The organism is Asticcacaulis endophyticus, from assembly GCF_014652575.1.
GTDB classification, from domain to species: domain Bacteria; phylum Pseudomonadota; class Alphaproteobacteria; order Caulobacterales; family Caulobacteraceae; genus Asticcacaulis; species Asticcacaulis endophyticus.
Map to the genome: position 1 here is coordinate 820,922 of NZ_BMZB01000001.1, position 15,081 is coordinate 836,002.

Annotated in this window: 11 protein-coding genes; 10 read left to right on the top strand and 1 reads right to left on the bottom strand. The window is 56.5% G+C overall.

The genetic code is table 11. The annotated features are described in order from the left end of the window. Nucleotides 1-258 precede the first annotated feature (258 nt). The 9 genes from IE102_RS03750 (at nucleotide 259) to IE102_RS03790 (ending at nucleotide 12,777) form a co-directional block, all read left to right on the top strand. The gene (locus tag IE102_RS03750; RefSeq protein WP_189485031.1) at nucleotides 259-1,026 is read left to right on the top strand and encodes a TetR/AcrR family transcriptional regulator; all 768 of its coding nucleotides are present in this window, start codon (nucleotides 259-261) and stop codon (nucleotides 1,024-1,026) included. Between the two features lie 66 nt (nucleotides 1,027-1,092). Continuing rightward, a complete protein-coding gene (locus IE102_RS03755; protein WP_189485032.1) occupies nucleotides 1,093-2,271 on the top strand; it encodes a hypothetical protein in 1,179 nt (392 codons plus the stop codon). 5 nt (nucleotides 2,272-2,276) lie between these two features. After that, the gene (locus tag IE102_RS03760) at nucleotides 2,277-3,575 is read left to right on the top strand and encodes a BNR repeat-containing protein (protein ID WP_189485033.1); all 1,299 of its coding nucleotides are present in this window, start codon (nucleotides 2,277-2,279) and stop codon (nucleotides 3,573-3,575) included. Between the two features lie 296 nt (nucleotides 3,576-3,871). Continuing rightward, nucleotides 3,872-5,587: a cation:proton antiporter domain-containing protein gene (locus IE102_RS03765; RefSeq protein ID WP_189485034.1), complete on the top strand. Its 1,716-nt coding sequence runs from the start codon at nucleotides 3,872-3,874 to the stop codon at nucleotides 5,585-5,587. A gap of 239 nt (nucleotides 5,588-5,826) precedes the next feature. Next, entirely contained in the window at nucleotides 5,827-9,201 is a 3,375-nt protein-coding gene (locus IE102_RS03770) for a TonB-dependent receptor (protein WP_189485035.1), read from the top strand. 110 nt (nucleotides 9,202-9,311) lie between these two features. After that, nucleotides 9,312-10,823 carry a tryptophan halogenase family protein gene (locus tag IE102_RS03775; RefSeq protein ID WP_189485036.1) on the top strand — a complete coding sequence of 504 codons (1,512 nt, stop codon included), beginning with the start codon at nucleotides 9,312-9,314 and terminating at the stop codon, nucleotides 10,821-10,823. Between the two features lie 99 nt (nucleotides 10,824-10,922). Continuing rightward, a complete protein-coding gene (locus IE102_RS03780) occupies nucleotides 10,923-11,867 on the top strand; it encodes a glucokinase (protein ID WP_189485037.1) in 945 nt (314 codons plus the stop codon). Between the two features lie 124 nt (nucleotides 11,868-11,991). Then, complete coding sequence (locus IE102_RS03785) at nucleotides 11,992-12,231, top strand: hypothetical protein (protein WP_189485038.1); 240 nt, start codon at nucleotides 11,992-11,994, stop codon at nucleotides 12,229-12,231. 126 nt (nucleotides 12,232-12,357) lie between these two features. Next, nucleotides 12,358-12,777 (top strand): MBL fold metallo-hydrolase, encoded by a 420-nt coding sequence (locus IE102_RS03790; RefSeq protein WP_189485039.1) that lies wholly within the window; start codon nucleotides 12,358-12,360, stop codon nucleotides 12,775-12,777. Nucleotide 12,778: 1 nt separating this feature from the next. On the opposite strand, the gene IE102_RS03795 is transcribed toward IE102_RS03790, so the two are convergent. Continuing rightward, nucleotides 12,779-13,873, bottom strand: coding sequence for a lactonase family protein (locus IE102_RS03795; RefSeq protein WP_189485040.1), 1,095 nt, complete (start codon nucleotides 13,871-13,873; stop codon nucleotides 12,779-12,781). A gap of 355 nt (nucleotides 13,874-14,228) precedes the next feature. Here IE102_RS03795 and IE102_RS03800 point away from each other — a divergent pair, with 355 nt between their 5' ends. Then, the gene (locus IE102_RS03800; protein WP_189485041.1) at nucleotides 14,229-14,966 is read left to right on the top strand and encodes a GntR family transcriptional regulator; all 738 of its coding nucleotides are present in this window, start codon (nucleotides 14,229-14,231) and stop codon (nucleotides 14,964-14,966) included. Nucleotides 14,967-15,081 lie beyond the last annotated feature (115 nt).

A 15,081-nucleotide genomic window follows, 5' to 3' on the forward strand; every position in this document is an offset into this window, starting at 1 on the left:
TTTATGTACTGGTTCGCAAATTAATAGACCCGGAACGACGTTTTGTAAATAATTTTGTACTAAATCGCACAAAATTAGTTCATAATGGGTGGATTGCCGCTCAAAAACCGGTGCGGCATTTACGCATTGGCAATTAACACTTGATGCGGTTACACTTGAGGCAATGTCGGCGGTGACTTGAAACACTGGCCAGCAATAATAAGATAAGGGGCGTAACGCGCGGCACGGATATGGTCGCGTTTAGGAGTATTGGGTATCATGGTTCACTATCGTGCCGAAGTCTGGTCCAAGGCATCGCCCCAATCTGATGGGATTAAGCCCGATGGGATTGAGGTTGAAGCGGAACTGGAACTGCCGGGAACGGCGGAATGTGCCGGAAAAGCCGTCGATGATGCTGCCTGCGCCTATGCCCGCGTCAGCCGTGCCCGTGGCCGTCCGCGTGCCTATGATCCGGGTGAAGTCCTGGATAAGGCGCTTAAGGTTTTCTGGCAAAAGGGCTTTGCGGCCACGTCGCTGGATGATCTGGTCGAAGCGACCGGCGTCAATCGTCCCAGCCTCTATGCCGGGTTTGGTGATAAGGAATCGCTCTATCTCAAGGCTATGCAGCGTTACCGCGCCCGCACGGACAGCCAGCTTGATGCGGTGCTGACCTGCAGCGGGCAAAATGATACGGTGCGATCGATTATCCGGCGCTATTTCGACATTATGATCGACACCTATACCGGAGAGGCCGAGCATCCGCTGGGCTGTGCCTTCATGTGTACGGCGCTGAACGAAGCTCCGCAGCACGAGAGCATCCTTGAGATGCTGCAAAACACCATTGATCAGTTTGACATCCGCTTTGAAACCTTTTTCGCTCAGGCCCGCGATATGGGTTTCATTCGCGCCGATCAGGACCCGAAGGCCCTGTCGCAGATGATTATCGGCCTGACCGCTAATCTGGGCGTGCGCGCCCGCGCAGGCGCCAGCCGCGAAACGCTTCAGGATATGGTGCGCGGGACAACGGCGTTATTGTTCGGCGCATAAGGCCTTTGCAATCAGGGGTTCGGCGTTTATAAACGTCTGACCGTCACTGAGGGGAAGGCGTGCGCTTTGCGTATCACAGCATTGGCCATCTGGGCCGCTATGGCCGTGTTCAGCAGCCCCGTCGGGGCGCAACCCGCCCCCGTGATCCATCAGCAGGTCTATGAAGGCACGCTCGGTAAACACCCCATTGTGCTGGAGATTTTGAGCACCCGGACGGATGCCGGTCAGGACGTCTCAGCGGCCCGCTATTTCTATCGTCAGCACCGCGCGCATATTCAGTTGGGTGTGGAACGGCGCGGGGTGCGCTTGATTCTGCGCGAATATGACCCGGCCTGTTATCTGCAAAGCGATCAGTGTCCGGCGAAAGCCAGCTTTACCCTGACGCCGCGCACAGGGGGCTTAAGCGGGCAATGGATTGCCTCCGGACGCTTAAGCGGTTTGCCGGTGATGCTGAAATCGGTTGGCGACCGCAAGGTGGGTGCCGTGATGGCGGTGCAGGAGGCCGCGGGGCTTTATTACGCCCTTGATGACCTGAGCGACTATGAGGTCAGCGATAATCCCTATCTGTGGCGGCAACTGGCGGCCACGACCACCTACGGGCCGGAGGTGCGCGCAGGCGCGGTGGCTTATGTCATGGCGACCGATAAGGGCACGGGCATCCACTATCCGCGCCTGTCGCGCCATCCGTCACTCGACATTCTGACGCGGGTCAACCGGCTGCTGGACCGCGAGCGCTACCGCATGACCCAGTACGGCCTCGATTGCCGCGCACAGTCCGAGGATGCCGGGGGCGGCGCCCTGGGCGGCTGGGATGAGTACCAATCCGAAGTCAGTTTTATCACCGAAAGCGTCATGGTTATTCGTGAAGGCGGCTCGACCTACTGTGGCGGGGCCTATCCCAATAACAGCTTTCGCTATGCGCTCTATGATCTGCGCCGCGGTGAGGAGCTGGATCTCAACCGGCTGCTGAAACTGGATGGGGCGGAATATGCGCACCTGCGGGCAAGGCTGGAACCGGGATCGGCCTATGACCTTAAACAGCAGGCACCACAGGACTGTCTGGGTGAGGGCTTTGACCGCGACTACAGCCTGTCGTTCAACGATAAGGGGCTGGTGTTTTCCCTGACCGATCTGCCCCATGTGATCGGGGCGTGCATGGGTGATTACTATGTCGTGCCCTATGCTGACCTCAAAGGGCTGTGGCGGCCGGAGGCGGCGCTCTATTTTCCGCGCCGGATATCTTAAGGTTCATGATGCTGAAATATCTGATGGTCATCGCGGCACTTTTGTTTGCACCTCTGGTTCAGGCGCAGTCCGTAGAGGCGATCGATAAGGTCTGGGCCGGGCACAGTGTCGGCTTTGCGGTCACGACCTCAGCCTCCCACATTTACGTCGCCTATTATGATGCGAACCGGCAACTGACGGTCGCTCAGCGCCCGCTCAACAATCCGGCCCACTGGGTCTATCACAAGGTCGATACCTGGCTGGGCTGGGACAGTCATAACCTGATTGCCGTGGCGATCGACAAAGACGGCGCCGTGCATGTAGCGGGCAATATGCATGTCGATCCGCTGACCTATTTCCGTAGCGACCCGTCCGGCGATGTCCGCACCCTAGAGCGCATGCCGGTCCTGGTTGATGCGGCCAAAGAGACCGCCATGACCTATCCGGTGTTCCTCAAAGACGGTGCCGGGCGGCTGATCTTCAAATACCGCGATGGCACATCCGGTCGGGGCAACGAAATCTACAATATCTATGATGAAACGACCGGTCGCTGGCAGGCGCTGACCTCGGCCCCGCTGGTCGATGGTGAGGGCAAGCGCAATGCCTATTTCGTCGGGCCGGTGCAGGGGCCGGACGGGTTTTTCCACATAGCCTGGGTATGGCGCGACAGCCCGCACGCTGAAACCAATCATGACTTAAGCTACGCCAAAAGCCGTGACCTGATAAACTGGCAGGCCGCCGATGGCCGCCCGCTCACTCTGCCGATCCGTCTATCTGAGGCCGATATCGTTGATCAGGTGCCGGTCAAGGGCGGGATGATCAACAACAATACGGTTGTGGGTTTTGATGATCTGGGGCGGGCCATGATCACCTATCATAAGTATGATCAGGCCGGTAACACCCAGATCTGGGTGGCGCGGCGTGAGGGCAGCCGCTGGAACCGGCGTCAGATCAGTGACTGGCAGGGCTATCGCTGGGATTTTAAAGGCACGGGCTCTCTGAACAGTGAACTCTTTGTCGAGGGGGCGCGCCCGCTGGATCAGGGGCGGCTGGTGGTGCGGGTCGTTCGTCTGGGGCAGGCCATAGATCTTATTCTTGATGCGCAAACCCTTAAGCTGATCGAAGAACGCACAGTCGCGTCCGTTGCGGATCGCCTGAAAACTCGCATCGCTGTGCCGGAAGGACAGCAGATTAATACCGCTGAGACCAAAGGCCCGAAAGGCGAGGTCTATGTGCTGGCCTGGACGGCGTACCCGCCCAACCGTGACCAGCCTTTAGACTATATTCCGCCTGCGTCTGATCTTCGGCTTTATACAAACCCGTAGGTCAGATTAATTTTTATGAGGGTATGTATAATTTCTTATCTCTCAGCTTTATTACAAAAATAAAGAAAAATTATACGTATTTAGACTTGACCTTTGAGGTGTCAGACCTGACATTAATAGGCGATGGCGCATTTTGATGTGCCGGTTCCCCATATTTGCGTGCGTCCCGTCCATTCAGGACTAATAGGCACGTTAGCTATGCTGTGCGTGATGTGTCACGCGCGTCGTTGGGGTTGTGTCTGCCGCTTATGGCGCAGACTATAACGGATCAAAACACGGAAAGGATCGCCCGGCGCATGGATCATCATAATATCTCGCTGATTACGACCGTAGCCTGGGGCTTTGGGCTGGCGCTGGTGTTTGGCTTTATTGCTGAGCGCATCAAGCTGCCGGCACTGGTTGGCTATCTGGTGGCGGGGTTTCTGATTGGTCCGGCAACGCCCGGATTTGTCGCCGATGCCGGCATAGCCTCGCAGCTTTCTGAGATTGGCGTCATGCTGCTGATGTTCGGGGTGGGCCTGCATTTCTCGCTTAATGATCTGATGTCGGTGCGGCGTATCGCCCTTCCGGGGGCGATCGTGCAGATGGGGCTGGCGACCGCGCTTGGGGCCGGGATGGCGATGATGTGGGGCTGGGCCGTGGGACCCGCGATCGTGTTTGGCCTGTGTCTGTCCTGTGCTTCGACCGTAGTGCTGCTCAAGGCGCTGGAGGCCCGTAATCTGATCGATACCATGAACGGTAAGATCGCGGTCGGCTGGCTGGTGGTTGAAGATCTGGTGACCGTTCTGGTGCTGGTGCTGCTGCCGCCGCTGTCGGGCCTGTTGTCGGGCAAGGAAGCGACCGTCTCGGCCGGTATCTGGGTCACGATCGGCCAGACCCTGTTGCAGGTCGGGGCGTTCATTGCCCTGATGCTGATTGTCGGTAAACGCGTCCTGCCGTGGATATTGTGGCAGGTGGCCCGCACCGGATCGCGCGAACTGTTCACTTTGTCGGTGGTGGCGGTGGCGATCGGCATCGCCTTCGGCGCGGCAGAGCTGTTTTCAGTGTCGTTTGCGCTGGGGGCGTTTTTCGCAGGCATGGTGATGCGCGAATCTCAGTTCAGTCACCGCGCCGCCGAAGAAACCCTGCCGCTGCGCGATGCGTTTTCGGTGTTGTTTTTCGTCTCGGTCGGCATGTTGTTCGACCCCGAAATTATCCTGACCCAGCCGCTTCAGGTCCTGGGCGTGGTGGCCATTATCGTTATCGGTAAATCCATTGCCGCGGCGGGGTTGGTGCTGTTCTTCCGCTATCCGCTTAAGACGGCGCTGACCGTATCGGCCAGCCTGGCTCAGATCGGTGAGTTCTCGTTTATTCTGGCCGGTCTTGGTATGTCGCTGAACCTGCTGCCGCCAGAAGGCATGTCGCTGGTGCTGGCGGGGGCGATTATTTCCATCGCGCTTAACCCGTTCGTCTTTGCCGCCATCAAGCCGTTTTCAAACTGGTTCGTCGAGCATTCGGATCTGGGGCGCAAGCTGGACCGCCGCGAAGACCCCTATGCCGAACTGCCCGCCACGACCGAGGCAAAATACCTCAAAGGGCAAGTCGTGTTGGTGGGTTACGGACGGGTGGGTAAGCGCATTGCCGATGCGCTGGAGTCCCAGAATATCGCCTATGTGGTTGCCGAGCAAAACCGCGAACGGGTCGAAGACCTGCGCCAGATGGGTAAGGTTGCGGTATCGGGCGATGCCACCGAACCCGAAGTGCTGATTCAGGCCCACATTCAACATGCCGCCATGCTGGTTATCGCCACGCCGGATTCGCTTAATGTCCGCCGGATGAGCGAGATCGCCCAAAGGCTTAACCCAGGTATAAAGCTGGTGATCCGCACCCACAGCGAAGATGAGATGAACTTCATCCGAGAGGAAAAACTCGGCACGGTCTTCTTTGGCGAGGAAGAACTGGCCAAGGGAATGATCCAGCATATTCTGGGCGCGTTTGGGCCCGCCGTTCCTCCTGAATCCAAAGCCGCGTAGGCGTAAAGTCACCATCGTACAATTCTGGCAATTGTGTGACGTTAATTTGTCACAGCTCGCTGTTTAATTATATCAATTTTATTTAATGTCTTTTCAGCCGTTCAGACCTGAGTTATCTCTAGGATAGAAGCGATGTACGCACAGGGTAATTGTGCGCACAAATAGCTGTCCGGTGTCGTGTATCAACAGATCAAAAAAGATCTGAAAGCGGCATTGGATTTCACAGGGAAGGACATTTTATGCTGAAGACCATGAAGGGTGGCGTGTCGCACGCCGCGCTTATACTGTGCGCATCCTTGACCGCGTTGGGCGCCATGGCGCCGGCCTATGCGCAAGACACCACCGAAGCCTCCGAAGATGACGCGCCGACCGAAGTGGTCGTCGTGGGTGTGCGTAAGGCTCTGCAAAATGCGCAGACCTTAAAGCGTAATGCCGACACGGTCGTGGACTCGATCACCGCCACCGATATCGGTGCCTTCCCGGATAAGTCGGTGGCCGAAGCCCTGCAACGGGTTGCCGGTGTGGCCGTGACCCGCTTTGCGGCCAAGAACGATGTCATGCGCTTTTCGGCCGAGCCGTCGGGCGTCGTAGTGCGCGGCCTTGCGCAGGTGCGCTCAGAGTTCAATGGCCGTGATACGTTCAGCGCGACGTCAGGCTATGGTCTGAACTGGTCGGACGTCTCGCCGGAACTGATGGGCGGGGTCGATATCTATAAGAACCAGACTGCGGAACTGATCGAAGGCGGGATTGCCGGGACGATCAATCTGCGCACGCGCTTGCCGTTTGACCAGAAGGGCCGTTTGATCTCCGGCACGCTTGAAGCCAACTACGGCGATCTGGCCAAGAGCACGACGCCGAACGTGTCGGCCCTGATCTCCAATCGCTGGGATACCGATCTGGGTGAATTTGGTTTGCTCGGCAACGCAACCTATTCGGTGGTCGAAACCAATTCTCAGGGCACGACCCTGCCGCGCATGATGCCGTTTGTGCCGGGCACCTATGGCAATACGGAAACGGTCTACATTCCGTCGGGCTTCTCAATCAACGACAACCTCTATGAGCGCACCCGCGAGGGCGTGTCCTTTGCGGCGCAGTGGGCCAGCCCTGACCGCACCATGCTGGCGACCGCGCAATATAACCGTTCCAGCTACACCAATGAATGGTTCGAAGATTCGGTCGGCAGCACCTTCTACTGGGTCAACCCGGCGACCAACACCCATACGACCCCGTTCACCGACCCGAACCTGATCACGCCGACGGATCTGACCGACGAAAACTGCGCGAGCTGTTATGTGCCGGGGGTTCCGTTTACCTTCCGCTCCGATGGTTTGTTCCAGACCGGTGTCATCACCACGGCCAGCGATGGCTGGGGTAAGGGTGATATTAACTGGGGCACCAACCCTGTATCATGGCTGGATGGGTCTACGGATCAGTTCGGCACCCACAACCAGCACGGCGTGGACGTGCCGTTTATTCAACCCTGTATCAATTCCGGCGTAACGCACGGTAATCGTAACTGCGAATACGGTGTCGGCTTTGTTACCTCATCGCGCTATTCGACGGAAACCCGCGTGGTTGAAGATCTCGGCCTCAACTTCGTCTGGAATCCGACCGATAAGCTGCGCTTCAATTTCGATGGTCAGTATGTCAAGGCCTCGACCGAAAACTATGATGTCAGCATGGGGCTTAAGTCCTTTGCCAATGTCAATCTCGACCTGACCGGCGAATATCCCAAGATCACACTCGAAGACCCCACCCGTTACAACCTGATTGGTGACGGTCTGGCTGATCCGCGTAACTATTCACCTGAATGGATTATGGATCACGTCACGGACTCAAAGGGCACTGAAAAAGCCTTCCGTGCCGATGTCGCCTATGACATGGACAGCCCGTGGCTGGACAGCGTGCGCGCTGGGGTGCGTTATGCCGATCGCGAGCAGCAGCATCAGTGGTCGAATTATAACTGGGCGAACGTCGCCAGTATCTGGAGCACCAATGCGGCGCAGTCCTACTTTGTCGACTCCGGCCCCAGTGTCGGGCCTGCGGGGGCGTTCCAGGGTTATGAACCGGGTTATATCGAGAACCGCAGCATTAGCGGGATTTTGGACGATAACCTTCTGAGCCAAAGCGTTTTCCCGTTCATTACCCATGATGTGATTTCAAACGCATCGGAACTGGCCAAACGGTTTAGCATTGGCGGCCAAACCGATGAAGGTGGCGTCGCCTCATCCTCATGGAGTCCGATCTGTGAACGGGCTGCCGAAATTTCCGGCTCCTGCTTCACGCCTTCGGAAATCCTGGACGTTAGCGAAAAGTCCAAGGCGGCCTACGTCATGCTGAAATTCGGCGGGCCGGACGCCACCATTTTCGATGGTATCGGTGTATCGGGTAACATCGGGCTGCGTGTCGTAAAAACAGAAGTCACCAGTGCCGGGGGTATCAGCTTCCCCACCGCCTTTACGACGGCTGACCTGAACTGTGAGCCGATGACACCACAGCAGATCGCCCAGCTTCAGCCCGGGCAATATGCGGTAACACCTCAGTGTCTGGCGGTAAATTCGCTCGACGATCAGGCTTTCAGTGACTTCGGCAGCGCGTTGTCGACGGTTGAGTCCTCAACCCTTAAGACCTTGCCGAGCTTCAACATCAAGTTTGACGTTAACCCCAAGTGGGTCGTGCGCCTTGCCGCGTCACGGGCCATGTCTAAACCCGATATCGGTTTGCTGCGTAACTATATGGCACTGGGTCGTGGTAATCTGAATCAGGCTGATATCAGGGTTGGTAACCCCAATATCGTACTGGGCACGAATGGCCAGCCGTTCAGCTATAACTACAGCTATACCGGATCGACCGGCAATCCACGCCTGAGACCGGTTATGGCGGATCAGTTCGATATCACGGTTGAGCATTACTTTGCCGCCGTGGGGTCGTTCACTGCCAACCTGTTCTACAAGGAGTTTAAGGACTACATCCAGAACGGCACGTTCATTGTACCGATCACCAACAATGGCGTGACCCGCGATGTGCGCGTAACCGGCCCGGTTAACGGGGATGGTGCGGCGCTCAAGGGTCTTGAACTGGCCTATCAGCGCTACTTCGACTTCCTGCCTGCCCCGTTTGATGGGTTGGGTATTCAGGCTAACTATACCCGTATTGAAAACGATGGTGTGGCGACCCAGAATATTGTGATCGATACGGCTGACGGTGGAGCGACCGCAGGCTCAGCCGAGACGGGCTCGATCAATCCGGGCCGTCTGGAAGGTCTGTCGGATGATGCCTATAACGTCGTCCTGATGTACGAAAAAGATCGGATTGGCGCGCGTCTGGCCTATAACTGGCGTTCGGAATATCTGATTTCGGTCAACGACTGCTGTATCGGTCTGCCGGTATGGAATGAGGCCGAAGGCTTCCTCGATGCCTCCTTCCGCTATAAGCTGACCGACAATATCGAACTGAACGTTCAGGGCTCAAACCTGCTCGGTACGGAGACCAAGTTCCTGCAACAGGTCGAAGGCCCGACGGAAGCCAATCCGAATACCGCGGCTAAGTTCATGCCGGCCGGTTGGTACGAAAATGACCGCCGCATTCAGGTCGGTATCCGCCTGAAATACTAAAGCCTGACCAGGGTTTAAACGGCGCGCCGGTCATTCAGATCGGCGCGCTTTTTTTATTCTGGTGCGGCGGTATCGATGGTAAAACCTGAACCATAAACGTGAGCAGGGACATGAAACAGATCAGTAAAATCGTGGTCGTGGGTGGCGGCACGGCCGGGTGGATGGCGGCGGCGGCCATATCAAAGCTTTTGGGGACGCGCCACCACAGCATCACCCTGATCGAATCCGATGAGATCGGCACCGTCGGGGTCGGTGAAGCGACCATTCCGATGATGCAGTTTTTCAATAAGGTTCTGGGCCTTGATGAAAACGTCTTCATGCGTGAGACCAATGCCACGTTTAAGCTCGGCATCCGCTTCATGAACTGGTCGGCCTTGGGCAGCGACTATTTCCACCCGTTCGGCGTCTACGGTGTCGATATGAACGGGATCGGTTTTCTGCACTATTGGCGGCGTTTTGTGGAGGCGGGCGGCTCGCCTGATTTTGGTATCTTTAATGCCGAAACCATGGCGGCCCGGCAAAACCGGTTTGCGCGGGTGCCTAACGATAATCCCGCCTTGCCCGCCATCAACTATGCCTTTCATTTTGACGCGGCCCTTTACGCCCGCTTCCTGCGCCGGTTCGGCGAAGCTCTGGGCGTGGTGCGGCAGGAAGGCAAGATTGTCGATGTGACGCAGGATGGCGACAGCGGTGATATCACGTCCGTGACCCTGAGCGATGGCCGTGTGGTCGAGGGCGATTTCTTCATCGACTGCTCCGGCTTTCGCGGTCTGCTGATCGAGCAAACGCTCAAAAGCGGTTATGAGGACTGGTCAAAATGGCTGCCGTGTAATCGCGCCGTCGCCGTGCCGTGCGACAAAGTCGGGCCGGCCACCCCTTACACGACCTCGACCGCGCAGGAAGCCGGCTGGCAATGGCGCATTCCGCTCCAGCACCGCACCGGCAATGGTTATGTGTTCTGCGACGCCTATCTGGATGAGGCCAAAGCCAGCGAACTGATCCTGCAGCGGCTGGACGGCAAGGCCCAGGCCGAGCCGCGCCTGTTGAAATTCGTCACCGGCCACCGCAAAAAGATGTGGAACCACAATGTCGTCGCCATGGGCCTGTCGTCGGGCTTTCTTGAGCCGCTGGAATCGACCTCAATCTATCTGGTGCAGGCGGCGATTTCAAAGCTGATGACCTATTTCCCGAAAGACGGGATCAGTGACCATCAGCGTGACCACTTCAATCAGGAAATGCTGACCGAATATACCAATGTCAAAGATTTCTTGATTGCGCATTATAAACTGACGACCCGTGAAGACACGCCGTTCTGGGCCTATTGCAAGCATATGGATATCCCCGACAGCCTGAAAGACCGGCTGGAAAGCTTCAAACGGCATGGCCTGACACTGGTACGGCACGAAGAACTATTCAAAGAGGCCAGTTGGTTTGCCGTTCTGGTGGGCCAAGGGCTCGCCCCCCAGGCCCATCACCCGGTTGCCGATGTCATGGCCGAAGAAGAATTCAGATATCGCCTCAGTCGTATCCGCGAAGGTGTCACCGCTCGCGTCGGCGGCCTGCCGTCTCATGAGCAGCATGTGGCGCAAACCTGCGCCTCATTGCAGCGGATTGATGCCTGACGATTTATTATTTCTTTCTTATGAAATGGGCCCGATACTCCTGATCCATAAAGGGCGCATCAGACGCCACGCAGGGACAAGTAACATCAGGAGTACGCAATGGGCGATCAGGTTCTGTTGTGCGATCTGTCTATGGGATCGCATGTCAATCTGGCTCTGGCCGATCCGGGCCATAGGCCTCAGTTGGCGGAACAATATGAATGTGCCGGCCGCAGCGATCTGGACGGCGCGATCCGCGACTTTCTCAAACGAAAGGACAATCCGCGTCTGAAAGGGGCGGCGGTATCCTCGCGCGGTTGGGAAGATGACGGCATCATCCATTTGCCCGAAGGTAATATGACCTTGTCGCGCGATGAACTGCGGCAGTTGCTGGATATTCAGCGGGTCAATCTGGTCAATAATTTCGTGGCGCGCGCCTTGGCCATTCCGACCTTGAAGCGCAATGAACGCTCAAAAATATGCGGAGGTGAAAACGCCGAAGAGACCGTGATTGCCGTGCTGGGGCCGCACTATGGTCTGGGGCTGGCCGCACTTGTGGCTGATGGTGCGGGCGGCTGGACGGCCTTGCCCGGTGAAGGCGGGCACTCGGATTTGCCGGTGAAAACAGACCGGGAATGGGCTGTCCTTAAGGTGATGCAGCATCGCTTTGGCCATGTGTCGCGCGAAATGGGGATTTCGCTTAACGGCCTGTGTGCGGTGTGGGAGACGCTCAGTCTGATTGACGGTGTGCCGGTCACAGCGACGGATGCGGCGGGCGTGGTTGACCGCGCCCGATCAGGCGACCGGCGTGCGCAGGAGGCGATCGGCATCGTGACCGACTGGCTGGCCGGGATGGCCTCGGATGTTGCCCTGATCATGGGCGCGCGCGGCGGGATTTATCTGACCGGGGCCTTGCTTGATCTGATCGATGATCTGTTCGATGCGGAGCGCTTTTGCCGGGGCTATCTCAATAAAGGCACATTCAGGGATTATGTGCATGATATTCCGGTATTTAGGACCACAGCCCGCCAGATGGAAATCACCGGACTGGCGACATTATTTTAAGGTTCGCGCCCTATGACATAAATTTTATTCCAAATAGCATCCCACATCGCGAAGCGGCGTGCTATGAAGCCCCTTAGCCGTGTCGCGGGTTTTTTTTAGCCATTTATCCTAAGAGTATATTTTGATGAGTATCCGATTATATGACAGCGCCTGGGTCCGTATCGAAGGGGCTGAACAACCGCTTCAGGCTTTTAAGGACCGTCAGAACCCGGCCCTCTTCCATATTGGCGACTATCGCTATGATGTGGATGGTATTGTGGCCAAGGGCACCGAAGGCGCGCCGAAAATTCTGGGCATCCTAAGCCTTCAGGCTATGCGTGAAGCTGGCATTCGCCCTAACTACAATTCCGATATCAATCCCTGATTCCATATGTGACGCAAATGTAACAGTCGCGGCTCTGTAGGGGGCGCGGTTACATTTTAAAGCGCGGTGGTCTGGCAAAGCCCCAAATGCGTCCCATATAGGCGGTGTCCCGAAAGGTATACTGCCATGTACACATCAATCAGAACGATTATTGCCGCCAGTCTGCTGAGTGCCCTGCTAACCGTGCCATCGCTTGCCGAGCCCATAGTGGCGCGGCCTAGTGTGAGCGGGTTTGACACCGTTATGGTCGGCGGTACGCGCGTGACCGCGCTCTACAAAGGCTATGTCAGTGGCGTGCATCGGGATCAGGTTGCCCATGCCTATGCCCGCCTGATATCAGCAAATATGACATCGCCATCACCTCTGGCGCCGCAGATTGCCGCCTTTGTGGTCGATGACGGCGACAAGGTCACTCTGGTTTGTGTTAACGGCGTTGAGCCAACCCCTGCCGTGCGTGGGTATCTGATGAGTAGTCTGGTCGCCGCCGGTTACAGTCCTGAAGATATAGACGAAATCCGCGCGGCGGATGCAGATTTAAGTCTGTAACCTATTTCAACGGCACGATCATCACCGGCTTGGGCAGGGCAAATTTAACGGGCGTTGCGGCCAGTGATCCGTCGGTATTGATGTGAAACGTGCGGATGTCGTTGCTCCTCTGGTGGGCAACCAGCAGCCGTTTCTCATCCTCAAGCAACAGGAAAAAGCGGGGCCAGTCACCGCCAGTTGAGATGGTTTGAAGCGGCGTAAGCTGCCCATCGCCCTGGATGCGGAATACGCTCAGGCTGTTGTGGCCGCGATTGGTCATGTAGAGGGTGTCGCCTGCTTTATTTATCTGAATGTGGGCGGCAAATGACTTTTCCTTATAATCGGCAGGCAGAGTCGAAATGGTCTGGAGTTCCGTCAGGGTGCCGTTTGCTTCGCGCTTAAGAGTGATGACGGTATTGGCATATTCGGTCACCACATAGGCAAACCGTCCGTCCGGTGAAAAGGCCAGATGGCGTGGGCCAGAACCCACCGGTGCTTTAAAGGCGCTGGTTGCCGCGCCGATTGTTCCAGTCTTGATATCATAAGGATAGGCGCGCACTTCGTCATGGCCCAGATCGACCATGTAGATTTTGTCGCCTTCGGGTGACCATTGCACCCAGTGGGCATGTCCCATCTTTGTGGCGTCAGTCCCTTTAAGAACGTCCGGGTCGCTTTGAATGGCGCCGCTTACCGCATCAATCTTAAAGGCCGCCACGATATCGCCGTGATAATTGGCGACCGCCAGCCGTGATTTGTCAGGGCTGAGCGCCAGATAGCAAGGCGAGCCCGCCAAAGATGACACATAGCCGAGCGATGTCAGGGTCATATGATCTTCGGAGAGTTTAAAAGCCCCGACCTGACCGGTATCGGCCTCACCCGTCACATAGAGGCGGCCGTTGTCCGCATCGTAAAGCGCAAAGGACGCATTTTCTATCGATTCAAATGATTTGATTATGGTGAACTCATCGCGGTCGGCATCAAACTTTAACAGCTTCATGCCTTTGAGCGCGCCATCGCTATAGGCACCGGTCAGAAGCTGTGTTTCAGCCTGCGCGCCGACGGCTGTAAGGCTAATGACGGCGCAGGCCATAAGGGCGGACATGAAGGGTTTAAACATGGAATTCCTGGGGGTTTGCAGCATCTGTTTTTATGTTCGTACTCAGCCTAATCGGCCCTCACCGTTTAGGGAAGGGCGTTAATTTTCAAACACCGATTTATATAGGACCAATTTGGCCGCCTATGTTACGCGGTGGCAGAAATGTCCGCAGGACATTATTTTGACTGAAAATTGAATGTCTCTGAGACAAATGCAACATATTAAAGGGGTTAAGGCGAAATTATGCCTCAGCTGAAATGTGCAAGGCCGTCGCTTAAGCGATCTGTTTTGAATTTGACGGATACATACCAATATAATAGATATTCAATCAGACTGGCGGCACGTAGAGGCCGCCCTGAATGGCGGAGCGCGCAGAATGTCGTTTATCGAGGCGGTTGGACGTCTGCAAAAAGAAGATCCGGCACCCCTTTACCTGCAACTGCAAAAAGTGCTGCGTGAAGCGATCAAAAACCGAATTATTCTGGCTGAAGACGCCATCCCGCCGGAGCGCGATCTGGCCGAAGATTTCGAGGTTTCACGCATTACGGTGCGTAAGGCGATTGATGGTCTGGTCTCTGAGGGGCTGCTGACCCGCCGCCGGGGGGCGGGCACGTTTGTGGCCACCCGCGTCGAGAAAAGCTTTTCAAAACTGTCGTCCTTTTCCGAAGACATGATCTCACGCGGGCGTAAGCCCCACAGCGTTTGGGTGTCTAAATCCGCAGGGGCCGTGACGCCGGAAGAGGCCCTGTCGCTGGGCCTGTCGCCGGGGTCGCTGGTCTATCGGTTTCACCGGATTCGCTATGCCGATGATGCGACCATGGCGCTCGAATATTCGACCATACCCGGCTATTGCCTGCCGTCGATCGAGGCGGTTCAAAACTCATTGTATGAGGCGCTGGAACGGGCCGGGCATCGGCCAGTTCGGGCCCTCCAACGCTTGCGCGCCATATCTTTTTCAACGGATCAGGCCGAAACGCTCGGTATCCGGGCCGGTGATCCGGGGCTGTTTATTGAGCGCAGGGGTTTCCTCAGCGACGGTCGGGCGGCGGAGTTCACGCAATCCTATTATCGCGGCGATGCCTATGACGTCGTGGCTGAACTGAACGACCTGTAGCAGGTCGAGCGGCTGAAAATAGACCCAATATAGTTCCAATTGTAAAAGTGTCTGATTTTTAAATCGTCAGTCCTGCGGTATTATTTTTAAGCGACAATGCGCGCGTGCCTAATTT

Coding starts and splice junctions, on each gene's coding strand:
- IE102_RS03750 (WP_189485031.1), top strand. CDS start 259: ATGGTTCACTATCGTGCCGAAGTCTGGTCCAAGGCATCGCCCCAATCT.
- IE102_RS03760 (WP_189485033.1), top strand. CDS start 2,277: ATGATGCTGAAATATCTGATGGTCATCGCGGCACTTTTGTTTGCACCT.
- IE102_RS03765 (WP_189485034.1), top strand. CDS start 3,872: ATGGATCATCATAATATCTCGCTGATTACGACCGTAGCCTGGGGCTTT.
- IE102_RS03770 (WP_189485035.1), top strand. CDS start 5,827: ATGCTGAAGACCATGAAGGGTGGCGTGTCGCACGCCGCGCTTATACTG.
- IE102_RS03775 (WP_189485036.1), top strand. CDS start 9,312: ATGAAACAGATCAGTAAAATCGTGGTCGTGGGTGGCGGCACGGCCGGG.
- IE102_RS03780 (WP_189485037.1), top strand. CDS start 10,923: ATGGGCGATCAGGTTCTGTTGTGCGATCTGTCTATGGGATCGCATGTC.
- IE102_RS03785 (WP_189485038.1), top strand. CDS start 11,992: ATGAGTATCCGATTATATGACAGCGCCTGGGTCCGTATCGAAGGGGCT.
- IE102_RS03790 (WP_189485039.1), top strand. CDS start 12,358: ATGTACACATCAATCAGAACGATTATTGCCGCCAGTCTGCTGAGTGCC.
- IE102_RS03795 (WP_189485040.1), bottom strand. CDS start 13,873: ATGTTTAAACCCTTCATGTCCGCCCTTATGGCCTGCGCCGTCATTAGC.
- IE102_RS03800 (WP_189485041.1), top strand. CDS start 14,229: ATGTCGTTTATCGAGGCGGTTGGACGTCTGCAAAAAGAAGATCCGGCA.